At 68.2% G+C, this 26257-nt stretch carries 23 protein-coding genes and 1 tRNA gene; 14 read left to right on the forward strand and 10 right to left on the reverse strand.

The window, feature by feature from the left end:
- Positions 1-77: 77 nt before the first annotated feature.
- The gene (locus ACFVMC_RS15540; protein ID WP_379210713.1) at positions 78-1676 is read left to right on the forward strand and encodes an AMP-binding protein; all 1599 of its coding nucleotides are present in this window, start codon (positions 78-80) and stop codon (positions 1674-1676) included.
- Here ACFVMC_RS15540 and ACFVMC_RS15545 read toward each other — a convergent pair.
- Positions 1636-2607 carry an EamA family transporter gene (locus tag ACFVMC_RS15545; RefSeq protein ID WP_379210715.1) on the reverse strand — a complete coding sequence of 324 codons (972 nt, stop codon included), beginning with the start codon at positions 2605-2607 and terminating at the stop codon, positions 1636-1638. The genes ACFVMC_RS15540 and ACFVMC_RS15545 overlap by 41 nt on opposite strands.
- Positions 2608-2645: 38 nt before the next feature.
- Here ACFVMC_RS15545 and ACFVMC_RS15550 point away from each other — a divergent pair, with 38 nt between their 5' ends.
- The 3 genes from ACFVMC_RS15550 (at position 2646) to ACFVMC_RS15560 (ending at position 5095) form a co-directional block, all read left to right on the forward strand.
- Positions 2646-3176, forward strand: a complete 531-nt coding sequence (locus tag ACFVMC_RS15550) for a CGNR zinc finger domain-containing protein (protein ID WP_379210717.1) — start codon at positions 2646-2648, stop codon at positions 3174-3176.
- 53 nt (positions 3177-3229) lie between these two features.
- Positions 3230-4555, forward strand: coding sequence for a bifunctional o-acetylhomoserine/o-acetylserine sulfhydrylase (locus tag ACFVMC_RS15555; RefSeq protein WP_379210719.1), 1326 nt, complete (start codon positions 3230-3232; stop codon positions 4553-4555).
- 117 nt (positions 4556-4672) lie between these two features.
- Complete coding sequence (locus tag ACFVMC_RS15560; protein WP_379210721.1) at positions 4673-5095, forward strand: hypothetical protein; 423 nt, start codon at positions 4673-4675, stop codon at positions 5093-5095.
- 2 nt (positions 5096-5097) lie between these two features.
- Here the strand turns inward: ACFVMC_RS15560 and ACFVMC_RS15565 are convergent, their stop codons facing one another.
- A complete protein-coding gene (locus ACFVMC_RS15565; protein WP_379210723.1) occupies positions 5098-5973 on the reverse strand; it encodes an SDR family NAD(P)-dependent oxidoreductase in 876 nt (291 codons plus the stop codon).
- A gap of 46 nt (positions 5974-6019) precedes the next feature.
- Between ACFVMC_RS15565 and ACFVMC_RS15570 the strand changes: the two genes are divergently transcribed.
- Entirely contained in the window at positions 6020-6454 is a 435-nt protein-coding gene (locus ACFVMC_RS15570) for a MarR family winged helix-turn-helix transcriptional regulator (protein ID WP_379210724.1), read from the forward strand.
- 9 nt (positions 6455-6463) lie between these two features.
- Here ACFVMC_RS15570 and ACFVMC_RS15575 read toward each other — a convergent pair whose 3' ends face one another.
- Positions 6464-6949: a nitroreductase/quinone reductase family protein gene (locus ACFVMC_RS15575; RefSeq protein WP_379210726.1), complete on the reverse strand. Its 486-nt coding sequence runs from the start codon at positions 6947-6949 to the stop codon at positions 6464-6466.
- Between the two features lie 107 nt (positions 6950-7056).
- On the opposite strand from ACFVMC_RS15575, the gene ACFVMC_RS15580 reads away from it, so the two are divergent.
- Positions 7057-7734: a TetR/AcrR family transcriptional regulator C-terminal domain-containing protein gene (locus ACFVMC_RS15580; protein WP_379210728.1), complete on the forward strand. Its 678-nt coding sequence runs from the start codon at positions 7057-7059 to the stop codon at positions 7732-7734.
- Between the two features lie 16 nt (positions 7735-7750).
- Here ACFVMC_RS15580 and ACFVMC_RS15585 read toward each other — a convergent pair whose 3' ends face one another.
- From ACFVMC_RS15585 to ACFVMC_RS15595, 3 genes are all read right to left on the reverse strand, one after another.
- Positions 7751-8860: a hypothetical protein gene (locus ACFVMC_RS15585; protein WP_379210730.1), complete on the reverse strand. Its 1110-nt coding sequence runs from the start codon at positions 8858-8860 to the stop codon at positions 7751-7753.
- Entirely contained in the window at positions 8857-9342 is a 486-nt protein-coding gene (locus ACFVMC_RS15590) for an RNA polymerase sigma factor (RefSeq protein ID WP_379210732.1), read from the reverse strand. Before ACFVMC_RS15590 ends, ACFVMC_RS15585 begins: the two co-directional genes overlap by 4 nt.
- A gap of 545 nt (positions 9343-9887) precedes the next feature.
- A tRNA-Arg gene (locus tag ACFVMC_RS15595) sits at positions 9888-9961 on the reverse strand.
- A 188-nt stretch (positions 9962-10149) separates the two neighbouring features.
- Here ACFVMC_RS15595 and ACFVMC_RS15600 point away from each other — a divergent pair.
- The 5 genes from ACFVMC_RS15600 to ACFVMC_RS15620 all read left to right on the forward strand — a co-directional run bounded on the left by ACFVMC_RS15600 (position 10150) and on the right by ACFVMC_RS15620 (position 21162).
- Positions 10150-12192: a cytochrome c oxidase assembly protein gene (locus ACFVMC_RS15600; protein ID WP_379210734.1), complete on the forward strand. Its 2043-nt coding sequence runs from the start codon at positions 10150-10152 to the stop codon at positions 12190-12192.
- Between the two features lie 10 nt (positions 12193-12202).
- Entirely contained in the window at positions 12203-13189 is a 987-nt protein-coding gene (locus ACFVMC_RS15605) for a serine/threonine dehydratase (protein ID WP_379210735.1), read from the forward strand.
- A gap of 182 nt (positions 13190-13371) precedes the next feature.
- The gene (locus tag ACFVMC_RS15610; protein WP_379210737.1) at positions 13372-13896 is read left to right on the forward strand and encodes a single-stranded DNA-binding protein; all 525 of its coding nucleotides are present in this window, start codon (positions 13372-13374) and stop codon (positions 13894-13896) included.
- A gap of 85 nt (positions 13897-13981) precedes the next feature.
- Complete coding sequence (gene ettA, locus ACFVMC_RS15615) at positions 13982-15658, forward strand: energy-dependent translational throttle protein EttA (RefSeq protein WP_379210738.1); 1677 nt, start codon at positions 13982-13984, stop codon at positions 15656-15658.
- Positions 15659-16125: 467 nt separating this feature from the next.
- Positions 16126-21162 (forward strand): NAD-glutamate dehydrogenase, encoded by a 5037-nt coding sequence (locus tag ACFVMC_RS15620; protein WP_379210740.1) that lies wholly within the window; start codon positions 16126-16128, stop codon positions 21160-21162.
- Positions 21163-21210: 48 nt separating this feature from the next.
- On the opposite strand, the gene ACFVMC_RS15625 is transcribed toward ACFVMC_RS15620, so the two are convergent.
- Both ACFVMC_RS15625 and ACFVMC_RS15630 read right to left on the reverse strand, forming a co-directional pair.
- Positions 21211-21480 carry a GlsB/YeaQ/YmgE family stress response membrane protein gene (locus ACFVMC_RS15625; protein ID WP_379210742.1) on the reverse strand — a complete coding sequence of 90 codons (270 nt, stop codon included), beginning with the start codon at positions 21478-21480 and terminating at the stop codon, positions 21211-21213.
- A 103-nt stretch (positions 21481-21583) separates the two neighbouring features.
- The gene (locus ACFVMC_RS15630) at positions 21584-22819 is read right to left on the reverse strand and encodes an MFS transporter (protein WP_379210744.1); all 1236 of its coding nucleotides are present in this window, start codon (positions 22817-22819) and stop codon (positions 21584-21586) included.
- Between the two features lie 81 nt (positions 22820-22900).
- Here ACFVMC_RS15630 and ACFVMC_RS15635 point away from each other — a divergent pair, with 81 nt between their 5' ends.
- The 3 genes from ACFVMC_RS15635 (at position 22901) to ACFVMC_RS15645 (ending at position 25099) form a co-directional block, all read left to right on the forward strand.
- Positions 22901-23776 (forward strand): LysR family transcriptional regulator, encoded by an 876-nt coding sequence (locus ACFVMC_RS15635; RefSeq protein WP_379210746.1) that lies wholly within the window; start codon positions 22901-22903, stop codon positions 23774-23776.
- 188 nt (positions 23777-23964) lie between these two features.
- Positions 23965-24417, forward strand: a complete 453-nt coding sequence (locus ACFVMC_RS15640; RefSeq protein ID WP_379211517.1) for an acyl-CoA thioesterase — start codon at positions 23965-23967, stop codon at positions 24415-24417.
- Positions 24418-24433: 16 nt separating this feature from the next.
- Complete coding sequence (locus ACFVMC_RS15645) at positions 24434-25099, forward strand: hypothetical protein (RefSeq protein ID WP_379210748.1); 666 nt, start codon at positions 24434-24436, stop codon at positions 25097-25099.
- Between the two features lie 115 nt (positions 25100-25214).
- On the opposite strand, the gene ACFVMC_RS15650 is transcribed toward ACFVMC_RS15645, so the two are convergent.
- Complete coding sequence (locus ACFVMC_RS15650; protein ID WP_379210750.1) at positions 25215-25526, reverse strand: AzlD domain-containing protein; 312 nt, start codon at positions 25524-25526, stop codon at positions 25215-25217.
- A complete protein-coding gene (locus ACFVMC_RS15655) occupies positions 25523-26242 on the reverse strand; it encodes an AzlC family ABC transporter permease (RefSeq protein ID WP_379210752.1) in 720 nt (239 codons plus the stop codon). The genes ACFVMC_RS15650 and ACFVMC_RS15655 overlap by 4 nt, the downstream gene beginning before the upstream one ends.
- Between the last annotated feature and the right edge of the window lie 15 nt (positions 26243-26257).

Here is a 26257-nt window from a genome sequence, read left to right on the forward strand (position 1 = left end):
ACTTTCGGGGGTGGTCGCCGCGTGACCCGGCTCACTAGGGTGCCTTGCGCAAGCCACGTTCGATCAGGAGACAGACGATGACCGACCCCGCCGCCCGTGTCCGCCGGCTGCTCGAGGAATACGGCTCGCCGCAGGCGTGCGCCGCGGATCTGCTCTGCGATCGGCATCCGGCCGACGCCGTCGCTTTCACCGTCGTCGAAACCGATCTGACGGCGACCGATCTGACCTACGGGGAGCTGCGCGAGCGCTCCACCCGGTGCGCGGCGGCGCTGGCCGGACTCGGTGTCGAGCCCGGCGACCGGGTTGGCGTGTTGATGGGCAAGTCCGCGGATCTGGTCACCGTACTGCTGGGTATCTGGCGTCGCGGCGCGGTGCACGTGCCGTTGTTCACGGCGTTCGCGGCGCCCGCGGTCGCCTTCCGGTTGACCTCGAGCGGTGCGAAAGTCGTTGTCGCCGACGCGGATCAGCTGCCCAAGCTGGAGCCCGACCCGGCCTGGCGGGTAATCGTGGCGGGCGCCTCCGACGCCGAGCTCGCGCTGGATCGTCTGCTCTCGGAGTATTCCGCGGACGACCCGGGCGGCCGGGCCGTGGCGGTCGGGCCGGAGGGCCTGTTGGTCCAGCTCTACACCAGTGGCACCACCGGAACGCCGAAAGGCGTGCCGGTCCCGCTGCGGGCTCTGGCGAGTATGCAGTCCTACCAGGAATTCGCGCTCGATGTCCGGCCCGAGGACGTGTACTGGAATATCGCCGATCCCGGCTGGGCGTACGGCCTGTACTACACCCTGCTCACCCCGCTGGTGACCGGAACCCGCAGCCTGCTCCTGCATTCCGGCTTCTCGGCCCCGTTGACCTGGCAGGTGCTCGAGCGGTTCGGCGTCACGAACTTCGCCGCCGCGCCGACCGTGTATCGCGCGCTACGGGCCGACAGTTCCGGCGCGCCGACTGGTTTGGCGCTGCGCCGCGCCTCCTCCGCCGGTGAACCGCTGACTCCGGACATTCCGGCGTGGTCGGTGACCACGCTCGGTGTGGCGGTGCGCGACCACTACGGACAGACCGAGACCGGCATGCTGATCGCCAATGCCTGGCACGACGCGGTACGCACCGAGACCCGGGCGGGATCGATGGGGCGGCCGCTGCCCGGTTTCGCCATGGCCATCCTGGCCGAGGACGCCGACCGGGTGCTCGGCCCGGGGGAGCCGGGGCGGGTGGTGGTCGATATCCGGTCGAGTCCGGCCTATTGGTTTCCCGGTTATGTCGACGCGCCGGAGAAGACGGCGTCGCGCTACGCCGGCGACGGTCGCTGGTATGTGACCGGTGATGCCGGGACCGTGGACGAGGACGGGTTCTTCTACTTCTCCGCTCGCGACGACGACGTGATCATCATGGCGGGTTACCGTATCGGCCCCTTCGATGTGGAAAGCGTGCTGGTGCTGCACGATTCGGTGATCGAGGCGGCCGTGGTCGGCATGCCGGACGAATTGCGCGGCGAAGTGGTCGAGGCGTTCGTCGTGTTGCGGGCCGGCGCGCACGGTGGCCCGGAGCTGGAAGCCGAACTCCAGCAGCTGGTCAAGACGAAGTTCGCGGCGCACGCCTACCCGCGCACCGTGCACTTCGTCGACAGCCTGCCCAAGACCCCTAGCGGGAAGGTGCAGCGGTTTCTGCTGCGGCAGCGCTGATCTGCGCCGGTTCGCCCCGGCGGACCACCACGACGCCGACGAGAATCAGTGCGCCGCCGAGCAATTGGAGCGCGCGCGGCGCCTCGCCGAGCAGCAGCCAGGCGAAACTCAGGGCGGCCAGCACTTCGAAGAGTGCGACGAAGGAGGCCAGGCGGGAGCCGAGCAGGCGGGTAGCCGCGATGCCGGAGACGTAGGCGAAGGCCGCGGTCACGGTGCCGAGCAGCAGCACCGGGACCCACCAGGCGACGGTGAAGCCCTGGAACGCAACGGGATTCGTGGCGGCTGCCAGCGGGACCAGCCCGGCCGCGCCCGCGGCGAGCAGGGTGAGTCCGCCGACCGTCAGCCCGCCCGCCGCCAGCACGGTGCCGGGCAGGCTACCCGCGCCCTGGGCGGACAGCACGAAATACGCTGCCGCGCCGATCATCGCGGCCAGCGCCCATGCGATTCCCGCCCAGCTGGCGGCCAGTCCGGAACGCAGGTCGATCACCAGGATCAGGCCGAGGATTCCGATCAGGCCACCGGCGACGGTGGCGGCGCCGGGGCGTTCGCGGTGCCGCGCCCACAGCCAGCCGACCACCGCGATCGGCGCTGTGTACTCGATCAGGAGCGCCACGCCGACCTCCATGTGCCGGACCGCGTTGAAGTACGCGAGCTGGGTGCCGGCCACCGCCAGCAGGCCGTAGGCCGTGATCAGCGCGGCATTGCGGCGCAGCAGCCCCGGCGCGCCGCGCAACTGGATCGCCGCGATCGGCGCCAGCACGGCAGCGGCTACCAGGACGCGCACGGCGACGGCCGCCGCGGCTGTCCATCCGGCGTCCATCAGGCCGCGGGCCAGCGGGCCCGAGAGGCCGAACGACATGGCGGAGGCCACCGCGACGAGCAGCCCGGACCGGAGCCGCCTACTTCTGATGTCATTAGTCATAACCGCCATGGCTGATGACGCTACGGTCGCCTTGGTAATGTGTCAACATGAATTTCGCTCATGACACCGAAGCGTCGCTGGTCGCCGCGGTGGAGCTGGTCAACTCGGCCGAGGACCCCGACACCCTGACCGAGATCGCCCACCTGGACCGGTTTTTCGTCAAGCACGCCTACACCGGCGCGCACGCGCGCACCGCGGCCGAACTCGCCGCCGTCCGCGCGCTGCGCCCGGCTCTGCGCCGCATGCTCACCAGCGATCGCGACAGCACCGTCGACCTGGTGAACGCCACCCTGGCCGAGCAGCACGCACTACCCCAGCTGGTCCGGCACGGCGAGGTCGACTACCACATCCATGCCGTCGCGCCCGACGCCCCGCTCCCGGTCCGGATCGCCGTCGAAACCGCCATGGCCGTCGTCGACCTCATACGCGCCGACGAGCTCAGCCGCCTCGCACTGTGTGCCGACGCCGCCTGCGACGGCATCGTGCTCGACCTGTCCCGCAACCGCTCGCGCCGCTATTGCAGCACCGCCTGCGGCAACCGCAACGCCGTCGCCGCCTACCGGGCGCGCAAGAAGTGATCGGGGCGAGCGAAACCCTTGCCAGTGCACTACCGCGTTCCTAACGTCGGGGAATGAGCGAACCCACCCCCGCCACCGATCCGACGGCCGACTGGAGCTTCGAGACCAAGCAGATCCATATCGGACAGGTCCCCGACAGCAACACCCAGGCGCGCGCCCTGCCCATCTACCAGACCACCTCCTACACCTTCCGCGATACCGACCACGCGGCGGCGCTGTTCGGGCTGGCGGAACCGGGCAACATCTACACCCGAATCGGCAACCCCACCCAGGACGCGGTGGAACAGCGGATCGCGGCACTCGAGGGCGGCGTCGCCGGGCTGCTGCTGTCCTCGGGGCAGGCGGCGGAGACGCTCGCCATCCTGAATCTCGCCGGGGCGGGCGATCACATCGTGTCCAGCCCGCGGCTCTACGGCGGCACCTACAACCTCTTCCACTACACGCTGCCGAAACTGGGCATCGAGGTGTCCTTCGTCGAGGACCCCGACGATCTGGCGCAGTGGCGTGCCGCCCTGCGGCCCAACACCAAGGCGTTCTACGGCGAGACGATCTCCAACCCGCAGAACCACATTCTCGACATCCCCGGAATCGCCGGCATCGCACACGCCGCCGGGCTGCCGCTCATCGTCGACAACACCGTCGCCACACCGTATTTGATCCAGCCGCTGGCGCACGGCGCGGATATCGTCGTGCACTCGGCGACCAAGTACCTGGGCGGGCACGGCGCGGCCATCGCCGGTGTCATCGTGGACGGCGGCACCTTCGATTGGACTGTGCGCGAGGGTGATTCGCCCCGATTCCCCGGCTTCGTGGAACCGGATCCGAGCTATCACGGGGTGGTATACGCCGACCTCGGCGCGCCCGCCTTCGCCATCAAGGCGCGTGTGCAGTTGCTGCGCGATCTCGGCGCGGCCATCGCGCCGTTCAACGCCTTCCTGATCAGCCAGGGGCTGGAGACGCTGAGCCTGCGGGTGCAGCGTCACGTCGGCAATGCGCAGGCGGTCGCCGAATTCCTCGAACAGCGTCCCGAGGTGACCTCGGTCGCCTATGCCGGGCTGCCCTCCTCGCCCTGGTACGAGCGCGGAAAGCAGCTGGCGCCCAGGGGAGTCGGCGCTGTCATCGGGTTCGAGCTGGCCGGTGGCGTCGACGCGGGCAAACGGTTCGTCGACGCGCTCACCCTGCACAGCCATGTCGCGAATATCGGTGACGTGCGGTCGCTGGTCATCCATCCGGCCTCCACCACCCACTCCCAGCTGACGCCGGAGCAGCAACTGAGTTCCGGAGTCACCCCGGGGCTGGTGCGCCTCGCGGTCGGCATCGAGGGCATCGAGGACATCCTCGCCGATCTGCGCACCGGATTCGCCGCCGTGGCACCGTGATTGGGTGGCTCGATCACGCGCTCGCCGCTCGGCGAGCGAGATCTCCCGAAGTGGGTAAGCTTCCGCTCGGCAAACCCGGAGACGCGGGTGCCTTGATGGAGTGATGAGGGATCGGTTGTGGCGGTAAGCGCGGAAACAGCGTGGGTGTTGCTGGCGGCGGGATCAATTTTCGTCTGGGCACTCGTGCTCGGCGTATGGAAATGGCAGGCGATGACCACCGCGGCGGACGGGCGCGCTCACCCCTACGTCGATATCGCACACCGTTCCGCGCTGCTGTATTCGTTCGCGACCGCCATGATCGCGATCTTCGTCGAACTGTCCGGCTGGCCGGCCGCCGTGAACGCCACGGCGGCCGGAGCCATGGTCGTGATGTTCGTGATCACCATCGCCAACTACACGCGCCTGGGCCTCACCCGGGAGACCGAGAACCAGATGCACAATCCGCCACCGGCGCTGCGCTTGGTCCTGGCAGCCCTGATCCTCGGTGAGATCGGCAGCTTCTGCGTGCTGCTCACCGGATTCGCCGTCGAACAGCTCTGAGCTCACCTACCTTTCACGAAGTGCGCGTTGAAGTGCGCGTTGCGGGAACTGTCGGCTGTTTCGGGCGAGACGGTTTCGATCAGGGCCATCAGCCGGCCGATCGCCGGGGCGATGCGGCGCGGGCGGTCGATGATGGCGTCGCAGACAGCGCGGGCGGCGTCGGCCGGCGTCAGACCGCGGTCGCGGAAGTGGGGGTTCGCGGCGGTCATGGGCGTCTGGACCAGGGGCATGTAGACCGAGCTGAAACGGATGTTCTCCGTGAGGGTTTCGGCTTGCAACGTGGTGGTGAGCGTGTCCAGCGCGGCCTTGCTGGCCAGGTAGGCGCCGTAGCCGGGGCCGCCGGCCAGATTGGCTACGGACAGTACGTTGACGATCTGACCGTCGCGGCGTTCGCGCATACCCGGTAGCACCGCCAGCACGAGCCGCGTCGCGGCGAAATAGTTGAGCCGCATGGTGCGCTCGTAGTCGTGAAAGCGGTCGTAGGACTCCGCGACGATGCGGCGAATGGACCGTCCGGCATTGTTGACCAGGATGTCGACGCCGTCGTGCTCGACCAGCACACGCTCGGCCGCCGAGTCCAGCGCCTCGAAATCATTGAGATCGCACGGGTATACGAATGCCTTGCCGCCCGCCTGCTCGATCTCCTGCGCTACGTCCCGCAGTTCCGATTCACGCCGGGCGAGCAGTGCCACCTTCGCTCCGGCCGCGCCGACGCGTACCGCCGCCGCCCGCCCGATGCCCGAGGACGCGCCGGTGATCAGCACGGTTCGCCCCGCTACTCGCTGTTCGAGTGTGTGCTTGCGCCGCAGCCTGGCCAGGCTCAGTTCGGTGTCGAGTCCCTGGGAGATCTTGTCGGCCCACGCCCCAATTCCATACATAGTGATGGATATTAAGTTATATAACTGGTGATGTAAATTGCTCGGCATGGACGCCGCCAACCTGCACCTCATCGCCCGTCGACTGCGCAGCATCGCCTTCGCCGCCACCGGCCACACCGGCGCCCAACGCTTCGCGCCCAGCGAGTACGCGGTGATCGAAGATGTCGCGCTGCACCCGGATTCATCGATCCGGGAGATCACCGAGCGCACCGCGATCGTGCAGAGTCTCGTCTCGCGCATCGTCGCCCGCTATCGCGACGAAGGCCTGCTGGCCACCGCCCCCGATCCGGCCGACGGCCGCCGCGTACTCGTGCGCATCGACCGAACGGTGCGGCAGGAGATCTTCCGTGCGCGTGGCCGCGAGTCGATCGACGCCGCGCTCGCCACCGAACTGCCGGGGCTCGCGCCGGAGCAGCAGCAGAGGATTGTCGGGCTCCTGGACGAATTGGGTGCGCTGCTCCGGGGTGTGCCCGAGCGCTGAACGGGTGCCCTACTGTGCGATCGGCCCCGGCAGTCGCAGGACGTGCTCGACCCCGAATATCCGCCCGGCCAAGCGTTCTCCGGCCGAGAGATGCTGGGCGACCGCGTGCCACGCGACCACCTCGGGCCCGTCGACCCGGTAGGTGACACCTTCGTGGACAACCTCGGCCGATCCTGCCGCGAGCACATTGCGCAGCCAATCGGCGGAGGTGCCATACGGCAGCAGGGTGAGGAAGTCGCCGTCGGCTTCGGCGATGCCGATCGGCGTCTCGTAGGGCTTGCCGCTGACCCGGCCGACGTGCCGGATGACCGACGCGTTGGCGCCTACCCGGCCCGCCGTTTTCATGTTCTGCCGGTTGGTGAAGCGCCGGTTGAAGCGGCGGACCGCCGTGAGGCCGGGGCGGTAGCCGGTGCGCATGGACAGCAGCAGGAACAGGAATCCGGCCAGGGCCAAGCCCACCGGGGTGCCGAGGAGGAACGCGATCCAGATCCACATGGCGGACTCTTCTCTTACGTTGTAAGTCGTGTTCCACAAGCGAAGCATTACAACGTAAGGCTGTCAAGAGCTGGGCGTCTTACCTCGTACGGTAAAGTTGCCCGGCAATGGTTACCGAGCGCCCCCGACTGAGTCGCGAACAGATCCTGCGCGCCGCCGTGGCCCGCGCCGACCGCGACGGTGTCGCGGCGGTCACCATGCGCAGTGTCGCCACCGACCTCCGGGTCGAGGCCATGTCGCTCTACTATCACGTGGCCAACAAGGGCGAACTCCTCGACGGCATGATCGAGGCCGTACTCGACACCATCAACGCGGCCGTCGCGCCGCTGGTCTGCGAATCCCCGGCCGACTGGAAACCCGTACTGCGCCAGCGCATTCTCCGCGCCCGCGCAGTCCTGCTACGTCACCGGTGGGCACCCGCGCTGATCGGCGCCCGCTCGCCGATGAACCTCGCCCTGCTCACCTACTTCGACGCCGTCATCGGCCTGCTGCGCACCGGCGGCTTCACCTACGACCTCGCCCACCACGCCCTGCACGTCCTCGGCAGCCGCGCCCTGGGCTTCACCCAGGAACTGTTCGATTCCGCGGGCGAACAATCCGACGAGGAAGCCACCGCCGCCCTGGCCGCCATGGCCGACCGCTTTCCCCACATCGCGGGCATGATCGCCAACCCGCCGCACCAGGACTCCGGTCCCGAACTCGGCTGGTGCGACGACCAGACCGAATTCGAGTTCGGTCTGGACCTGATCCTCGACGGTCTCGAGCGGCTGCGCGAATCCGCCTGAGGGCCGGTCGGTCGCCCTAGGCGAATACTCGCTGACACAGACCTTTCCGGACTTCGTAGATGCCATGGTCGACCAGGACGGAATCGCGTTCTATCTCCATTCGCCGATGCGGCGGCCACCGGGTGTGCAGCGACCATCGGACTCCGTCCAGTTCCTCGGTGCCGATTTCGAGGTCGGCAAGGTTCGCTTCGGTGAAGTCGTTGAACACTCGGCACACACGGATCGTCTGGTTCGTCATCTCCTTGACCGAGAAGGAAACGTGGCTTCGGAGCGCGATTATCCGCGGTGTGGAGAATGAACAGGCGATCGAATCATGGTCGTCGCACGCGCTCTCCATCATCTTTCGCAGTTGGCCGGCCAGCCTCGCGACGTGGTCCGCGTAGCTGGCCAGATCATCCAGGTAGGTGAGCATGTTCGTGATCGGCGACATATTGTCCGCATGATCTGCCGGGATTTCCTCCACAATACGGTGCTGTATTCCGGATGCGCGCCTGAGCGCCTTGGGAATCCGGTGCAGTCTGTCGAACTCGAAAAGAGCTGATTCCCGGTGGAGTGCGGGCGGCGAACCGAACTCGGGATCGGAGATCTCGATGATGATCTTGTCGCACAAATAGGTCGCGGCCTCGCGGGCGTCCTGCAATTCGCGGTAGATGAGTTTCCGCGTCCACCACCGAAGATCGGAATCGACACTGTGCCACGAATGGAAGCGCTGGAGTCCCGGCCTGTGGGGATCGGCGGGATCGATGCCCCGGGACAGGTCGGGGTCGTCGTCCTCGTCAGCGCGACGAACCGGCACGGCGCCCGGCTTCGGAGGTGAGACGCGCCTTCCCGGTGTGCTGCCTTCGGTGACATGCTGACTCGTTCCCGGGCCGCGGGGAGATCCGGTCGCCGCGCTTCGATCCGAGCGTGCGGGGAGTGGACGCGCGGAAAGGACCTCGGCCAATCCCGCTTCGATATCGAGGCTCGAGCGGAGGTCGGTGACATAGCTGTCGTGCCGCACGGGCAGCAGGATCTCTCGCAGGCCCGCCTCGACGTCGAGGATTTTCGACAGGTCGGCGACCAGTGATTCGTGGCCGGACGTGACTCGGCGAACGATTGACGAAATCTCGTGTGGGTTGTCGGTCATCGGTCCTCGCCCGCCTCCCAGTTGGTCGCGATCGTTCGACGCGCCTTCATCAGGTTGGCGCGGACAGCGGCTCGGGTGATCTGGAGGGTCGAGGCGATCTGCTCCGTGGTGAACTGGGCGAAGGTCCACGCCATGACCTGTCGTTGTCGGGGCGGCAAAGCGGCAAGCGCGCTGAGGAAGTCGAGCTGGCACTCCGCGGCCGCGAAATCGAGATGACCACTCCAGAGCGCTGTGCGCTCGGATATCTCCGCGACCGGATCTTCCGCCAGTCTGCCGAATCGTCGCGCGTACGCGCGGCTGCTGACCGTGCACACCCAGGTCCACGGGTAGTCGATACTCGACCACGACCGCCACAACTTCGTCATCGTGTCCTGCGCGACGTCCGCGGCGTCGGCCTCGGTCGCACCGTGCTGTTCGACTAGGAACGCCACGAGTCGCGGGACGTTCTTGCGGTAGAAGTCACTGAAGGCAGCGACTTCCAATTCGACTGGACTGGCCGTGATTCGAGATGTCCGGGCACGGTGGAGCTGCCCACTCGGGTTGTCCGGCTCACTGGTCACGGGCGTGACCCCGGCTCCGCACCTATGACCACGCTGACCCGTCCGCCGCTGGCACCCACGTCGTCGAGCCGGCTGCCGCCCGGTAGCGCCTCGACGAGTCCGACCACATACCGCTGGCGCGCTCGCTCCTGTTCGGTACGTGCCGATAGCCTCAGCCACAGCCTGCCCAGCGTCAGAAGGTGCACTCCGAACGATGTCGCCAGCAATGCCGTGATCGGGCCCATGGTCTGCTTCCTCTATGTGTGTGTCGTCCACATATATAGAGGCTTCCGAGCGGGCTGATGTGAACTCCGCGGGCCGAATTCGTCGGCATGCCGGTATCGGCCCAGGACGGCCCTGCCGGACCAGGGCAGCTGAGCGCTCGTGCCCGCAATGACCGGAGTGAGAGGTTCCTGAGTGTTTCAGGTTCGGGATCGACGGGTAACTTCCCTCTGGCCTGGCGAATGTGCCAGGCCAGAGGGGTGGAGCGCCCCCGGCAGGAATCGAACCTGCGACCTAGGGATTAGAAGGCCCTTGCTCTATCCAACTGAGCTACGGAGGCAGTGCGTTCCACCATGGCCGACATCGGCCTTGCTGTCCAGCAGCACGGTAAGTATAGCGACCGTCCAGATCGGTACTTTTTAGCGACGGAAACAATTCTTACCGTGTCGGCCGGTGTCGACCCAGGAACAGGTTATCGGCCCAAACCCGGCCGGGCCATGTATTAAGGGTCCAACTACGCTCAGTCGTATGTCGTCACCGCGGGACCCGCACACCGAAGCAGAGGGATCGGACTCCGCCGGGACGGGTGCCACGGGAACATTCGCAGTGGTCACCGCCATCTCGATCGCCATCGCCGCGGTGGTCGCGGCCCTGGTCGTCGGTCTGTCGGCGGCGCAGGCGCTGAGTCTGCTGGGCATTCCGGACCCGGGCTCGCTGACGACCTACGGCCTGCCCGCGGTCCGGGCGCTCGCCGACCTGCTGGCCGCGCTGACCGTCGGATCACTACTGTTCGCGGCGTTTCTGACTCCGCCGCAGAGTAGCGGCCTGCTGGATGTCGGCGGCTACCGCGCACTGCGCCGAGCCTCGAATTTCGCCCTGCTGTGGGCGTGTTGCGCGGCGCTGCTGGTACCGCTGACCGTATCGGACACGACGGGCCGACCGGTCGGGCAGATCTGGCGGCCGGAGGAGTTGTGGCGCGCGATCGGCCTGGTGGACCTGGCCCAGGCCTGGCGGACCACGGTGATCCTGGCGCTGATCGTCGCGATCGGCTGCCGCCTGGCGCTGCGCTGGGGCTGGACGCCGGTGCTGTTCGGCGGCGCGCTCGTCGCCATGATGCCGCTGGCGCTGACCGGGCACTCGTCCTCCGGCGGTGCGCACGACCTGGCGACGAACAGCCTGATCCTGCACCTGGTCTCGTGCGCGGTGTGGGTGGGCGGGCTGTTCGCGGTGCTGGCGTACGCGCTGCGCGACGGGACGCACACTGCGCTCGCCGCCCGGCGGTTCTCCCTCGTCGCGACGATCTCGTTCGTGGTCATCGCGGCCAGCGGCGTGCTCAACTCGGTGATCCGCGTGTCGTGGGCGGATCTGACCGGGACCACCTACGGTCGCCTGGTCGTGGCCAAGGCCGTCGCGCTGATCGTGCTCGGCGGGTTCGGCTACCTCCAGCGGCGCGCCGCGCTGCCCGCCCTGGCCGCCGACCCGCGTGACCGCGGCGCGCTCATCCGGTTCGCCGGAGTGGAGGCGTTGATCTTCGCGGCCACCATCGGACTCGCGGTCGGGCTCGGCCGCACCCCGCCCCCGCCGCCGAGCTCCGAGCCGACACCGGCGGAAGTGGAGATCGGATACAACCTGGCCGGCCCGCCGACCGCGGCGCGTCTGCTGTTCGACTGGCGCTTCGACCTGATCTTCGGCACGCTGGCCATCGTGGTGGCCGTGCTGTATCTGATGGGGGTGCGCCGGCTGCGTTCGCGCGGCGACGCCTGGCCGATCGGCCGGACCATCGCCTGGCTGTCCGGTTGCGCGATCCTGTTGTTCGCCACCTCGTCGGGAGTGGGCCGCTATTCGCCCGCCATGTTCAGTGTGCACATGGTCCAGCACATGGCGTTGTCCATGCTCGCCCCCATTCTTTTCGCGCTCGGCGGCGCGGTCACCCTGGCGTTGCGTGCGCTGCCCGCGGCCGGGAAGAACGGAGCGCCCGGCCCGCGTGAATGGATCCTGGCGGTCGTGCACAATCCGGTCTCGCGGTTTCTCACGCATCCGCTGGTCGCGTCGGCCATCTTCGTCGGCGGGTTCTACGCGCTGTACCTGGGCGGCATCTACGACTCGGTGGTCGACTCGCATGCCGCGCATCTGATGATGAACGCGCACTTCCTGCTCAGCGGCTACCTCTTCTACTGGGTGGTGATCGGCATCGACCCCAAGCCGCGCCGGGTCGAACCACTGACCAGGCTCGGCATGGTGTTCGGTTCGCTGCCGTTCCACGCCTTCTTCGGCATCGCGCTGATGAGCACGACCACGGTGCTGGGCGGCTGGTTCTTCCGCAGTCTGGCACTCGGCTGGAACGGCGACCTGCTCGATGACCAGCGCACCGGCGGCAGCGTCGCCTGGGCCAGCGGCGAGGTGCCGCTGGTGGTGGTGATGCTGGCGCTGTTGATCCAGTGGTCGCGCAGCGACGAGCGACTGGCCAAGCGCACGGATCGCGCCGCCGAGCGCGACAACGACGCCGAACTCGCCTCGCACAACGCCATGTTCGCCGAGCTGGCCCGGCGCGACCACTCGACCCGTCAGTGAGCGAGCCGGTGTGACCGATCAGGGCGTGTGTCAGGACTGTGTGGGGGAGCGGGAATTCGCGGGGCGGGTGTATCGGTCGGATGTGCGGGCCGCGCGCAAGCGACTGGCCGGCCGGGTGCGTAAGACGCCGGTGTTCCACACGTCGGTGCCGGGCCCCAACGGCCCGGTGCCGGTGACGTTGAAGCTCGAATACCTCCAGCACGGCGGCACTTTCAAGGTGCGAGGCAGCTTCAACGCGCTGTTGGAGTCCGGTGCGGCAGCCGAGCAGGTGGTGATCGCCTCCGGTGGCAACGCGGGTATCGCGGCCGCGCTGGCCGCGGCTCAGCTCGGCAAGGGCTGCACGGTGGTGGCCCCGGAATCGGCGCCGCACACCAAGGTCGCGGCCATGTGGTCCTACGGTGCGGAAGTGCGGTGGCACGGAACGACTTACGCCGAGGCGCACGAATACGCGGCGGAGCTGGCGGCACAGCGGCGGGCGCTGCAATTGCACGCCTACGATCTGCCCGCGGTGGTCGCGGGCGCCGGGGTGATCGGACTGGAGCTCGAGGAGCAGGTGCGCGGGCGGCCACCGGTATTGGCGGCGGTCGGTGGAGGCGGCCTGATCGCCGGGCTCGCGGCCGCTTTCGGGCGACGGCAGCCGGTGCTCGGGGTGGAATCGGAGGGTGTGCCCGCGTTGCACGCGGCGCTGGCCGCGCGCCGGCCGGTGGAGGTGCGCCCGACCGGGCGGGCCGCGCACGCGCCGGGCGCCACCAGGATCGGCGATATCGCGTTGGATCTGGCCTGCCGCTACGGGGTGCGCTCGCTGCTGGTCACCTCCGACGCGATCGTCGATGCTCGCGACTATCTGTGGCGTGAGTTCCGCATCGCGGTCGAATTGTCCGGGGCGATCGCGTTGGCCGCGGTGCGCAGCGGGGCCTACGTTCCCGCTCGGGGCGAGCGGCCGGTAGTCGTGCTCTGTAGTGCCAGCACCGATCTCGACATGGGTGGGGCATCGTAGTCTGCCGTTCGGACATCGTGCAGCGGAAAGCCCTGGTCGCAGGGTGTGAAGGACCGGATGTCCACAGTGGGGAAAGTTGTCCACGAATTCGGTTCCGCCGGTCCGTCGCGGGGCCGGAGCGCGCACGCTGGAAGCGAGCACCCGGGCTGCCCGCCCGGGCCGAAATCCGAAGGGGCGTGATCATGTTCGAGACCACGGGGACCATCATCGGCACTGTCGCCACCCCGCCCGCCCGGCGGGTACTGGCCACCGGGGAGGAAGTGGTGTCGTTCCGGGTCGCCAGCACCGCGCGCCGCCGCACCGACCTGGGCGAGTGGATCGACGCGGGCACGCTGTTCGTCACCGTGAGTTGCTGGCGGCGGCTGGTGCACGGCGTCGATGCCTCCCTGCGCCGCGGCGACCCGGTGATCGCGCACGGGCAGTGGCGCGCCGTCGAGTACCGGGCCAAGGACGGCACCGACTGCCGTGGGCTGGAACTGCGCGCCTACGCGGTCGGCCCGGACCTGTCGCGGTGCAGCGCGGTTCTCACCCGTCACTCCGGGTCCGGCTCCGGGCCCGCGAGCCTCATGCGGAATACTTGCACCGGATCGAGCGCTGAAGAACGCGCACGTGTCGGCGAGCATCAGGGGGACGCGACGGCCGTGCCCAGGGCATCGTCCGACCGCGCGGAAACCCAGCCAGCCGAAACCCAGCCGGTCGAGGCCTGATCCGCCCACCGCGTACCCACCCACCCTGGCGGCCGCAGCCCCTTGGCTTCGCTTCGTCCACCCCTAGACCGATAGGCTTGCGTATATGGCTGAGTTCATTTACACGATGAAGAAAGTTCGTAAGGCGCACGGCGACAAAGTCGTGCTCGACGACGTCTACCTGAACTTCCTTCCCGGCGCCAAGATCGGCGTCGTCGGCCCGAACGGCGCCGGTAAATCCAGCGTGCTGAAGATCATGGCCGGAATCGACCAGCCGAACAACGGCGAGGCGTTTCTCGCGACCGGCGCCACGGTGGGCATCCTCATGCAGGAGCCGCCGCTGAACGAGGAGAAGACCGTTCGCGGCAACGTCGAGGAGGGCCTCGGCGAGGTCAAGGTGAAGCTGGATCGCTTCAACGAGATCGCCGAACTGATGGCCACCGACTACTCCGACGAGCTCATGGAGGAGATGGGCAAGCTCCAGGAGTACCTCGACCACGCCGACGCCTGGGATGTCGACTCCCAGCTCGAGCAGGCCATGGACGCGCTGCGCTGCCCGCCGCCGGACGAGCCGGTCACCAACCTCTCCGGTGGTGAGCGCCGCCGCGTCGCGCTGTGCAAGCTGCTGCTGAGTAAGCCCGACCTGCTGCTGCTCGACGAGCCGACCAACCACCTCGACGCCGAGAGCGTGCTCTGGCTCGAACAGCACCTGGCCTCCTACCCGGGCGCTGTCCTCGCCGTCACCCACGACCGGTACTTCCTCGACAATGTCGCGGAATGGATCCTGGAGCTGGACCGGGGCCGGGCCTACCCGTACGAGGGCAACTACTCCACCTACCTGGAGAAGAAGGCCCAGCGCCTGGAGGTGCAGGGCAAGAAGGACCAGAAGCTGCAGAAGCGTCTCAAGGACGAACTCGCCTGGGTCCGTTCCGGTGCCAAGGCGCGGCAGGCCAAGAACAAGGCGCGTCTGGGACGCTACGAGGAGATGGCGGCCGAGGCCGAGAAGCACAGGAAGTTGGATTTCGAGGAGATCCAGATTCCGGCGGGCCCGCGCCTGGGCAGTGTCGTCGTCGAGGTCGAGCACCTGGACAAGGGCTTCGGTGATCGCCAGCTGATCAAGGATCTGTCGTTCAGCCTGCCGCGCAACGGCATTGTGGGCGTCATCGGCCCCAACGGTGTCGGTAAGTCCACGCTGTTCAAGACGATCGTGGGGCTCGAGCAGCCGGACAGCGGCACGGTGAAGGTCGGCGAGACGGTCAAGCTGAGCTACGTCGACCAGAACCGCGCGGGCATCGACCCGAAGAAGAACGTCTGGCAGGTCGTGTCCGACGGGCTGGATTTCATCGAGGTCGGCAATCAGGAAATGCCTTCGCGCGCCTACGTGAGCGCATTCGGCTTCAAGGGCCCGGATCAGCAGAAGCCGGCGGGCGTGCTCTCCGGTGGTGAGCGCAACCGGTTGAACCTGGCGCTGACCCTCAAGCAGGGCGGCAACCTGATCCTGCTCGACGAACCGACCAACGACCTGGACGTGGAAACCCTGGGATCGCTGGAGAACGCGCTCGAGCAGTTCCCGGGCTGCGCCGTGGTCATCTCCCACGACCGCTGGTTCCTGGACCGCACCTGCACGCACATCCTGGCGTGGGAGGGCGACTCCGACAACGACGCCAAGTGGTTCTGGTTCGAAGGCAACTTCGAGGCGTACGAGGCCAACAAGATCGAGCGCCTCGGTCCCGAAGCGGCGCGCCCGCACCGGGTTACGCACCGCAAGCTGACCCGCGACTGAACCCACTCCCGACCGGACGGCGGGGCGAGCGCATGACGCGCATCGCCCCGCCGTTCGGCGTTCGGCACCCGAACATGCTGTCGAGCGCTCGAATTCCGCCGAAGGTGTCACAAAAGTGCCATCTCGCCGAATGTCCTGCGGTGGCAACCCGTCGCGAGCGGACTCGGTCGAAGGAAATTTCGTCGGCCGACGCAGACTCGTGACACTCGCTAGGGTAGGGCTCGTGCATGCGCGGGCGCAGTTCAGTCGACGACGAGTACTCACTGCGATCGCGTCTACGTGAGGGTGTCGGTCCGATAGGTGCTGTGCCAGCGAATTCGACGATGGCAATTCGGCGGCTACCACAACGGCTGTGGTGAACACCCTGTGTTTGGAAGGGATTTCACCCCCGCGCGCGTATCGCACAGCTACTCTCGGACCGGCGTCACTTTGTTGCGGAACCGAATCCGAGGAGTTGGCGAAAAACTATGACGGTCTCGTCCGAATTGTCCAATGGCGGGCGGCATCTGGAGCGAGCGGACGCGTTGGCGTGGTCCGCGAGTTTGCCGGAATCGCTGCGAGAGTCGCTCGGGACACTCGAGGAGGCGTACTTCCGCCACGTCGACGCGGGCGATGTGGACTGTGCGATCACCGGAATCACCCAGATCTTCCGGCGGCACCTGGAACTGGCGATGGTCCGGCCCAAGGGACGGGCCCTGGTTCGGGTGTACCACCCGGAGGACGCGTCCGGCCTGGGCGCCGCCGTCCAGCTCGTCACCGACGACATGGCCCTGCTGGTGGAGTCGATCACCTCGTCGCTGAGCCGGATGGGTGTCAGCGTCAGCGAGGTCATCCACCCCATTTTCGAAGTCGAGCGTGACGAGAACGGCCGCCTCACCAAAGCCGTTCCGCACGAGGTCGATCGCAACGGCGGGGTCCTGCGGGAAAGTTGGATGCATCTGCAGTTGCATCCCTCCACCAGCCGCGAGCTGCTGGACCGGATCGAACAGGCGATGCCCGATGTGGTGGCCGACGTCCGCCAGGTCATCGGTGACACCGACGCGATCCAGGCGGTGCAGAGCAAGCTCGCCGACGATCTGGAGCAGTCCGCCAAAGCCGGCGACGCGCCTTTTCCCGCGGCCGATCTGATCGATACCGCGAATCTGCTGCGCTGGCTGGCCAGCGGTAACTTCACCGTGCTCGGCTTCGCCCAGTACCGCCTGGAATCCAACGGTGACGGTCCGACCGCCTCCAACCCGATGCCCGGCACCTGCCTGGGCGTGCTGCGCCCCGATGTCGGCACCGACTTCCGAGTGCCGATCAACGGCCGCGACCGCCCGCTGCTCATGCTCACCCAGGGCCTGGTCCCGGCCACCGTGCACCGCTCGGTCTACCCGTATTTCGTCGGTGTCGCCGATTGGGACGAGCAGGGCAACATCATCGGTGAGCACCTGTTCATCGGGGTGTTCACGGTGACCGCCGTGCACGAGAACGTGCTGGACATTCCGGTGATCGAGCGCCGGGTGCGCACCGTGATCGAGGACAGCGGCTTCGATCTGGACTCGTTCTCCGGGCAGGCGATGCTGGAGGTCATCCAGTCGTTCCCGCGCACCGAACTGTTCTCCTCCGATATCGCGACCATGCGCAAGACCGCGGTGGCGGTGCTGAACGTGAGCCTGCGCCGACAGGTCCGGCTGTTCATGCGCGAGGACACCTACGGCCGCTTCGTCGCCTGCCTGGTGTACCTGCCGCGCGACCGCTACACGACTCGGGTGCGGTTGGAGATGCAGGAGATCCTGGTCCGCGAACTCGGCGGCGTCTCCATCGACTATTCGGCGCGGGTCAGCGAAAGCGAGCTCGCCAGCGTCTATTTCACGGTCCGGATGCCGGACTCGGATTCGGGTACGCCGCGTGCGGCGCGCACGCTGGCCGACACCTCCGAGGCCAACCGGCTGCGGATCCAGCAGTTGCTCGCCGCGGCCAGCCACACCTGGGACGACTACCTCAACGACGAGGTAAGCACCTCCACAGTGCTCGATCCCGGTGTGGCGCAACGCTATGCGGCCGCGTTCCCCGAGGGCTACAAGCAGGATTTCGGTCCTCGGCACGCGCTCGACGACATCCATCGCCTGGAACGCCTGTCGGCGGGCCGGATCGATCAGCGCCTGTATCGCAAGCCGGGGTCGGATCCGGGTTCCTGGCGGTTCAGTCTCTACATCGGCGGTACCGGCGTCTCGCTGAGCCAGGTGTTGCCGGTGCTGCAGAGCCTCGGCGTCGAGGTGGTCGACGAGCGCCCCTACCAGATCGTGTTCGATCGCCCGGGCGGCCAGACCGTCGAGCGCTGGATCTACGATTTCGGCCTGCTGGCCCGCCCGGAACTGCTGCGCAGCTCGCTGGATCGGGACCTGGACGCGGAACTGCTGGAGGCCTCGGCTCGGGCGGACGCGCTGGAAGCCGAGGTGCGCGGTCTGCGCGCCCGGTTCACCGACGCCTTCGAAGCGGTCTGGTACGGCCGCGCCGAAGCCGACGGTCTGAACGAACTGGTGCTGCGGGCCCGGCTGCCGTGGCGCGCGGTGTCGATCCTGCGCACGTACGCGAAATACCTGCAGCAGGCCGGTTTCCCGTACAGCCAGGCCAATATCTGCCGGGTGCTGCTCACCTACCCGGATGTGGCTCGGTTGTTCGTCGACCTGTTCAATTCCCGGTTCGATCCCGACATCGCGATGCGAGCTCAGCGCCCGGAGGAGGTAGCGGAGCGTGACCATGAAGGGCGTAGTGAGCATCGCCGATCAGATACCGTGGACGAGGACGACGCCACGAAGCTGGAGGCGCAGCTGCGTGGCCGCATCGACGAGGTGGTCAGCCTCGACGCCGACCGCATCCTGCGCGCCATCCTCGGACTGATCAAGGCCACGCTGCGCACCAACTACTTCGTCACCGATCACGAGGGCACGCCGCGCGATTTCCTCTCGATCAAGGTCGAGCCGCAGCTCATCGCCGAATTGCCCAAGCCCAAACCGCAATTCGAGATCTTCGTCTACTCGCCGCGGATCGAGGGCGTGCACCTGCGTTTCGGTCCGGTGGCGCGCGGCGGGCTGCGCTGGTCGGACCGCCTGGAGGATTTCCGGACCGAGATCTTGGGCCTGGTCAAGGCGCAGGCGGTGAAGAACGCGGTGATCGTCCCGGTCGGCGCCAAGGGCGGTTTCGTGGTGAAGCAACCGCCCGCCGCCACCGGCGATCCGGGCGTGGACCGGCAGGCGCTGGGCGCCGAGGGCGTCGCCTGCTACCGCACCTTCATCTCCGGGCTGCTCGACATCACCGACAATGTCGACCGGGCCACCGGTGCGGTGCTGCCGCCCGCGCGGGTGATCCGCCGCGACGGCGACGACACCTACCTGGTGGTGGCCGCCGACAAGGGCACCGCGACGTTCTCCGATATCGCCAACGATGTGGCGCAGCGCTACGGGTTCTGGCTCGGTGACGCCTTCGCCTCCGGCGGGTCGGCGGGCTACGACCACAAGGCGATGGGCATTACCGCCAAGGGCGCGTGGGAGAGCGTGAAGCGGCACTTCCGCGAAATGGATCTCGACACCCAGACCCAGGATTTCACCGTGGTCGGCATCGGCGACATGAGCGGTGACGTGTTCGGCAACGGCATGCTGCTCTCCGAGCACATCCGCCTGGTCGCGGCCTTCGACCACCGGCACATCTTTCTGGACCCGAACCCGGACGCGGCCACCTCCTACGCCGAGCGCCAGCGCATGTTCGAGCTGCCGCGGTCGTCCTGGGCCGATTACGACACCTCGCTGATCAGCGCGGGCGGCGGTGTGTGGGACCGCACCGTGAAGGCGGTGCCGATCAGTCCGCAGGCCCGCCAGGCGCTGGGGCTGGCCGACGACGTGGTCTCGCTGTCGCCACCGGATCTGGTGCGCGCGATTCTGCTGGCACCGGTGGGGCTGCTCTGGAACGGCGGTATCGGCACCTATATCAAGGCCAGTACCGAATCCAATGCCGAAGTCGGTGACAAGTCCAACGATCCGGTGCGTGTCAATGGAAAGCAGTTGCGCGTCAAGGTGATCGGGGAGGGCGGCAATCTCGGTGCGACCGCGCTGGGCCGGATCGAGTTCTGCCGGGCCGGCGGCAAGATGAACACCGACGCCCTGGACAACTCCGCCGGCGTGGACTGCTCGGACCACGAGGTCAATATCAAGGTCCTGCTGGACGGCGTGGTCAGCGCCGGCGTGCTGCCGGAGGCCGAACGCAATCCGCTGCTCGCCTCGATGACCGACGATGTCGCCCGGATGGTGCTGCGGGACAATGTCTCCCAGAACTTCCTGATGGGCATCTCGCGCTTCAACGCGGCCCGCATGCTGAACGTGCACATGCGGCTGATCGAGGATCTGGAGGACCGGCGCGGCCTGGACCGGGAGCTCGAGGCGCTGCCTTCGGATATGGAGATGAAGCGGCGCATGGAGGAGGGGTCGGGGCTGGCATCGCCCGAGCTCGCCAATCTCATGGCGCACGTGAAGCTTTCGCTCAAGGCCGATCTGCTGGAGACGGATCTGCCCGATATGGCGCATTTCGCCGCCCGGCTGCCCGACTATTTCCCCGAACCGCTGCGGGTCCGTTTCGCCACGGCGATCAAGAAGCATCCGTTGCGCCGGGAGATCCTGACCACCATGATCGTCAACGAGGTGGTCGACTACGGCGGCATCACCTACGCGCACCGGCTCAACGAGGAGATCGGCGCCAGCACCACCGATTCCGTGCGCGCGTTCGCGGCGGCCGCCGAGATCTTCGGCCTGCACGACATGTGGGCGCGGATCCGCGGGGCCGACACCTCGATCGGCGTCCGTGACGAGCTCGAGCTCGAGACCAAGAAGACGCTCGACCGGGCCTCACGCTGGCTGCTGAGCAATCGTCCGCAGCCGATCGCGGTCGGCGCCGAGATCAACCGGTACAGCCGGGGCGTGCGCGAGCTGGCACCGAAGGTGCCGGGCTGGCTGCGCGGTCATCATCTGGCCATGCTCACCGGTCAGTCCGCCGACCTGATCGGCCGCGGCGCGCCCGCCGAGCTCACCGATGAGGTCTACGGGCTGCTCAACCTCTTCCCGCTGCTGGATGTCATCGATATCGCCGACATCACCGATCGCGGCGGTGACGAGGTCGGGGCGCTGTATTACGCGCTCAACGACCACCTCAAGATCGACTGGTTGCTCCAGGCGGTCAGTCATCTCGAACGGGGCGATCGCTGGCACGCGCTGGCCCGGCTCGCGCTGCGTGACGACATGTACGGTTCGCTGCGGTCGCTCACCCTCGACGTGCTCTCGGCCGGTGATCCGGAGGAGACCGCCGACGAGAAGATCGCCTACTGGGAGTCCAAGAATCAGTCCCGTCTCGGCCGTGCCCGCGCGGCCCTGGCCGAGCTGTTCGAATCCGGCACCCACGACCTGGCCACCCTGTCGGTGGCGGCGCGGCAGGTGCGCAGCATGGTCAGCGGGGTCGGCGCACAGTCCGAGCGCTGAGTGTGAACCGCGGGGCGGCAGCCGGTTTCAGGCTGCCGCCCCGCGGTGTTATCGCCGCACCAGGCTGGTGCGACCCGCCGCGCCGATCAGCGCCGCGGCACACGCGACTTGCAGAATCCATTGCAGCCAGTCGATACCGCCGGTGGAATCCCAGCCGAAGATCAGGGCGATGATCCCGCCGATGAAGGCGCCGAGCGAGCCGAGCCCCCAGGTCTTGAGGAATGAAATATCTTGCTTGCCCGGTAGCACCAGCCTGGCCAGCGCGCCGATGATCGGACCGATCAGAATCGCGAACAACAACATCCCGAAAATGCGCATGGGGAGAGCCTTTCTCGAACGCTGCGCGTCAGAAGACGCTCCGCCAGTGTAAGAACGCGCGCGTGGTCCCGGATACGGCTGCCGGGCAACGGTTTCGACTCGATCAGGTGGCCAGTACCGGTACCCGGCGCAGGCCCAGCGACAGCGCGCCGACGACGGCCATCAATCCCGCGGTCAACGCGGCCACGCCCGCCCAGCCCGCGCCGGTCCACGCGTGCGCGCCCAGACTGCCGAACACCGAGGCGCCGACGTAGTAGGCGAACAGGTAGAACGCCGCCGCCTGACTGGTGCTCACGCCACCGGCGTGCGCGCGGGCCGCGACCCAGCCGCTGGCCAGGCCGTGGGTGACGAAGAAGCCGACGGTCAGCGCGGCGATTCCCGCGACGACCACGGGCAGCCGGCCGGACAGCGTCAGCCCGGCGCCGATCAGGGCGAGGGCGCTGCCGATCGGCATGATCGCGCGCCGGCCCAGCCGGTCGGCCAGCCGGCCGGACACCGTCGCGCCGATCGTGCCGAGCGGGTAGACGAGGTAGACCAGGCTCACCAGGCCGACGCCCAGCTGGAACGGTGCGCTGGTCAACCGGAAGCCGAGCGCGTTGAACGCCGCCACCAGCGCGCCGACCGAGCATGCGCCGATCACGTAGAGCGCCAGCAGGGCTCGATCGGCCAGGGCGTCGCGAGCCATGGCGACGAGGTCGCGCGGCCGGGCCGGGCGGGCGGCGAAGTTCCGTGAGCGCGGCAGGGTCAGGGCGACGATCACCGCGCACAGGGCCGCGACCCCGGCGGCGGCCACCAGCGCCCACCGCCAGCCGAGCGCTTCGGCGATCGGCGCGGTCACCAGCCGACCGGCCATGCCGCCGAGTGCGGTACCGCCGATGTAGAGGCCCGCCGCCCGCGCGTGCGTGGACGGGTGCAGCTCCTCGCGCAGATACGCGGTGGCTACCGCGGGCAGTCCGGCCAGCGCGAGCCCGCCGAGCAGGCGCAGGGCCAGCAGCGCGTCCCAGCTGGGAGCGAGGGCGCAGGCCAGCGCGAGCACCGCGGAGGAGATCAGCGAGAAGTGGATCAGCCGGGTGCGGCCGACGGCCTCCGACAGCGGGCCGAAGACCAGCAGTGCCAGCGCCAGCGCCGCGGTGGTCACCGACATGACCAGCGTGCTCTGCCCGGGGGTGATGCCGAACGCGGTGACGAATTCCGGCAGCAGCGCCTGGGTGTCGTAGAGCAGGACGAAAGTCGCCATGCCCGCGGCGAACAGCGCCACCAGCACCCGGCGATAGCCGGGGCTGCCCGGCAGATAGCCGGGTGCGCTGTGCTGGAGCTCGGGTGTGGCGACAGAAGTCATCCGATGATTCTGTGCCGCACGGCCTCATGCGTCCAATGCCGCAAATGCCGAAACGCGATACGTCGAACGTATGATGTGTCGGTGCTGCTGCGCGACCTCGATTGGCTGGTGGCCCTGGCCGACCACCGGCACATGACCGATACCGCCGCGATCCTCGGCGTCAGTCAGCCCACCCTCTCGCGCGCCCTCGCACGCATCGAAGGTGAACTCGGCACGCGGCTGTTCGAACGCGTCCCCACCGGGGTCCGGCTCAACCCGAACGGCGAACTCGTCGTCACCGCCGCACGCGACCTGATCGCCCGCTACGAGCAGTTGACCGCGGAACTGGCCGGACGCTTGAACCCCGACAGCGGCGTGGTCCGGCTGGCCTTCCTGGACTCCATGGCGACCTCGCTGGTACCGCAGATCCTGCGCGGCTTCCACGAGCACGCACCCGCCGTGCGGGTACTGCTCAGTCAGGAACCGCACCACCACATCCTCGGCGACCTGCGTACCGGCGCGGTCGAACTCGCGGTCACCTCCTGGCAGGAGCCGGGCGACTTCGGCTGGCTGCCGCTCCAGCGCGAACGCCTGGTCCTGGTCGTGCCGCCCGCGCACCGGCTACGCGACCGCGCGCGCATCGCGCTGACCGACCTGACCGACGACGAATTCGTCACCACCCCGGTCGGTTTCGGCTACCGCACGCTGATCGACGGCCTCTTCGCCGAGGCCGGGGTGACCCCGCGGATCTCCTTCGAGAGCGCCGACCTCGCCACCATCGAAGGTCTGGTCGCCGCGGGGCTCGGCGTCGCCATCGTGCCCGAGCAGTTCGCGGGCGTCTCCGGCACCATCGGCCTGCCGCTCACCACGCCCGCGGCCCGCCGCACCATCGCACTGACCTGGCGCACCGATCAACCACTCGCCCCACCCGCCGCCCGCTTCCTGCGCTACCTCGAAACCGCGTGGCCCGAGCCCTAGCCGCCCCTGTCCGGATCGCGCGGCCGGACATTGCCATACTGGGGGCCGAGATCGATCCCCAGTTTCGGTATGTCCGGGCCGGAGAATCGGAAAGTTCGACATCCAACGGTCTCGCCGATCGCCGACGGCAATGTGGCCGGGCGAGCGCGGCGGGCGGGCCAATCGGAGGTACCACGGTGACGAGTTCGGTGCGCGGGAACGGGCAGTCGTCCGACGCGGTGGCGGTGCTACCCAGGCGGTTTCACGCCAAGGTGGAGATTCGCTGGTCGGATATGGACGCGTTCCAGCACGTCAACCACGCTCGCATGGTGACTCTGCTGGAGGAGGCGCGGATCCCGTGGCTGTTCGACGACGGTCGCCCCACCGTCGCGCTGCGCGAGGGCTGCGTGCTGGCCGATCTGCATGTGCGCTACCGCGGTCAGTTGCGGCACGAGGACACCCCGCTCGATATCGCCATGTGGATCGAGCAACTGCGCGCGGTGGATTTCACCGTCGGCTACGAGGTGCGCGGTGCGGGTGCGGCGCCGGATTCGCCGCCCGCGGTGACCGCGTCCACTCAGCTCGCGGCCTTCGATATCCAGACCCAGCGCCTGCGCCGGCTGACCGAGGCCGAGCGCGAGTACCTCGGCGAGTGGATGTGACGGCGGCGCTTTCGTGATGGGGGAGCAGCGCGTACTGCATGTGGCCGATCCCGCCGAGCGGGAGAATCTGGCCACCTTCCTCGGTCGTGCGGTCCGGCTGGACCCGGCCGCCGTCGTCCGGTTGCGTCGTCGCGACGCCACGCTCGTCTCCGCGTGGGTGGCAACGGGTTTCGAGACGCTGGCGGTGCGTACGGTGGTCGCCGAACTCGGGGTCGACGATGTCACCGTCGGCGCTGATCTGGTACTGGCGGGTCTGCCCTCCGGTAGTCCCGTCGACCTGGGCTATTCGATGGATTCGGCATGGCGCGGCGCCCTGCCGCCAACCGACGGTTTCACCCACGTCGATGATGTTCCGGCCCGCACCCTGGTCGAACTCGCCGAGCGCGGTGCGGAATTGGCGAAGGAGCACGGCAGTGCGCACGGTCCGCCCGCCGCGCTGCTGGACCAGACCGTGCTCACCGTCTCCGCGCCGGGCGTGCAGGTCGAGGTGCCGATGCGGGTCGTCTTCGCGCTGACCGCAATGGATTTCATCCCGCATTCGGGGGAGAAGGCCGAATCCCGGCGCATCCCGCCGACCGAGATCGTGCGGGTGCGCGCCACCGCCACCTGGTTGCGGATCGACGCCCGCTACGGTTCGGTCGCGCGCCGCCGCGCGGGTGCCATCCCGCTGTTCCCGAGCTAGTGCCGGTTACAAAACAACCCGCAGGTCCGCGCCGGGCCCGAGGGATGCGGCGCGAATCCGGTGCGCGGTGGGTGTGTTCGCGGGCCGGGAGAATCTGGCGGCCTGGTCGGTCGGATCAGGCGAGGCCGAGCAGCCGCAGCCCGGCTGTGGTTGCCGCCGCGGCCAGGATCACCACCAGTAAAGGGCATCGTCGCCAGGCCAGGATCCCCGCGACCAGCACTCCGGCGGGCAGTGCAGCGCCGACATGCCCTTCGGTGAACGGCAAGGTCTCCACCGCTACCAGCGCGGCGAGCAGGACGGTCGCACCTACTTCGAGCAGGCGCTTGGCCCGTTCGGGAAACTGGATCCGGCTGCGCAGCGCGGGCCCCAGCCAGCGGAAGGTGTACGTGCCGATCGCCAACGCGACGATCCCGCCGATCAGCATCATCGGGCCGCCACCTCCGAGAGTTCTTGCGGGACGGGCGCATTCTCACCGCGCGTGGTGAAGGCCGCCCACAGCACGCCGGACAGTGCGATCAGGACGGGCAGGCCCGCGGGCAGGAACGGCGCGCTCACCATGGCGACGGCCACACCGACACACACGGACCCGAGCGTGGTCCGGTCCCGCAGCGCGGGCACCACCAGTGCCAGCAGCACGGCCGGGAAGACCGCGTCGAGCCCGAGCGCGCCCGTATCCGGGACCATCGAGCCGATCAGCGCGCCGATCAGTGCACCGCCGGGCCAGGCCGCGAGGACACCGATCCCGCACACCCAGTAGACGAGGCGTTTGCGCGCGGTATCGGATTCGGCGAGCGTCAAGGCGACCGATTCGTCGTTCATCACGTGCACGCCCAGCGCGCGGCGCCAGCCCTTACCGACGACCTCGTCGGGCACCGAGAGCCCGTAGGGCAGATGCCGTGCGTTGACCACCAGCCCGGCCAGCACGGCCGCGATGGGACTGCCGCCACCGGCGAGAATGCCGATGAACAGGAACTCGGCCCCGCCCGCGAGCACGGCGAAACTCAGCACCACCGGCAGCCAGAGCGGGAAGCCCGAGCTGATCGCGGTGGCGCCGTAGGACATCCCGATCATCCAGACCGCCAGCAGCACGGCCGCGATTCCGGAGACGGTGTCCTTCCCGAGTGTTCGCCATATCGAACGCATGTTGTTTATGGTGAA

The sequence above is a fragment of the Nocardia sp. NPDC127579 genome, assembly GCF_042672005.1.
Taxonomy (GTDB): Bacteria; Actinomycetota; Actinomycetes; order Mycobacteriales; family Mycobacteriaceae; genus Nocardia.

Excerpts from the sequence above, each read along its gene's own strand:
- ACFVMC_RS15600 (WP_379210734.1), top strand. The coding sequence starts at position 10,150 with ATGTCGTCACCGCGGGACCCGCACACCGAAGCAGAGGGATCGGACTCC.
- ACFVMC_RS15610 (WP_379210737.1), top strand. The coding sequence starts at position 13,372 with ATGTTCGAGACCACGGGGACCATCATCGGCACTGTCGCCACCCCGCCC.
- ACFVMC_RS15565 (WP_379210723.1), bottom strand. The coding sequence starts at position 5,973 with ATGTATGGAATTGGGGCGTGGGCCGACAAGATCTCCCAGGGACTCGAC.
- ACFVMC_RS15625 (WP_379210742.1), bottom strand. The coding sequence starts at position 21,480 with ATGCGCATTTTCGGGATGTTGTTGTTCGCGATTCTGATCGGTCCGATC.
- ACFVMC_RS15645 (WP_379210748.1), top strand. The coding sequence starts at position 24,434 with ATGGGGGAGCAGCGCGTACTGCATGTGGCCGATCCCGCCGAGCGGGAG.
- ACFVMC_RS15570 (WP_379210724.1), top strand. The coding sequence starts at position 6,020 with ATGGACGCCGCCAACCTGCACCTCATCGCCCGTCGACTGCGCAGCATC.
- ACFVMC_RS15620 (WP_379210740.1), top strand. The coding sequence starts at position 16,126 with ATGACGGTCTCGTCCGAATTGTCCAATGGCGGGCGGCATCTGGAGCGA.
- ACFVMC_RS15650 (WP_379210750.1), bottom strand. The coding sequence starts at position 25,526 with ATGATGCTGATCGGCGGGATCGTCGCGTTGGCGATCGGCACGTACACC.
- ACFVMC_RS15630 (WP_379210744.1), bottom strand. The coding sequence starts at position 22,819 with ATGACTTCTGTCGCCACACCCGAGCTCCAGCACAGCGCACCCGGCTAT.
- ACFVMC_RS15580 (WP_379210728.1), top strand. The coding sequence starts at position 7,057 with ATGGTTACCGAGCGCCCCCGACTGAGTCGCGAACAGATCCTGCGCGCC.
- ACFVMC_RS15655 (WP_379210752.1), bottom strand. The coding sequence starts at position 26,242 with ATGCGTTCGATATGGCGAACACTCGGGAAGGACACCGTCTCCGGAATC.
- ACFVMC_RS15575 (WP_379210726.1), bottom strand. The coding sequence starts at position 6,949 with ATGTGGATCTGGATCGCGTTCCTCCTCGGCACCCCGGTGGGCTTGGCC.
- ACFVMC_RS15585 (WP_379210730.1), bottom strand. The coding sequence starts at position 8,860 with ATGACCGACAACCCACACGAGATTTCGTCAATCGTTCGCCGAGTCACG.
- ACFVMC_RS15550 (WP_379210717.1), top strand. The coding sequence starts at position 2,646 with ATGAATTTCGCTCATGACACCGAAGCGTCGCTGGTCGCCGCGGTGGAG.
- ACFVMC_RS15540 (WP_379210713.1), top strand. The coding sequence starts at position 78 with ATGACCGACCCCGCCGCCCGTGTCCGCCGGCTGCTCGAGGAATACGGC.
- ACFVMC_RS15545 (WP_379210715.1), bottom strand. The coding sequence starts at position 2,607 with ATGGCGGTTATGACTAATGACATCAGAAGTAGGCGGCTCCGGTCCGGG.
- ettA (WP_379210738.1), top strand. The coding sequence starts at position 13,982 with ATGGCTGAGTTCATTTACACGATGAAGAAAGTTCGTAAGGCGCACGGC.
- ACFVMC_RS15555 (WP_379210719.1), top strand. The coding sequence starts at position 3,230 with ATGAGCGAACCCACCCCCGCCACCGATCCGACGGCCGACTGGAGCTTC.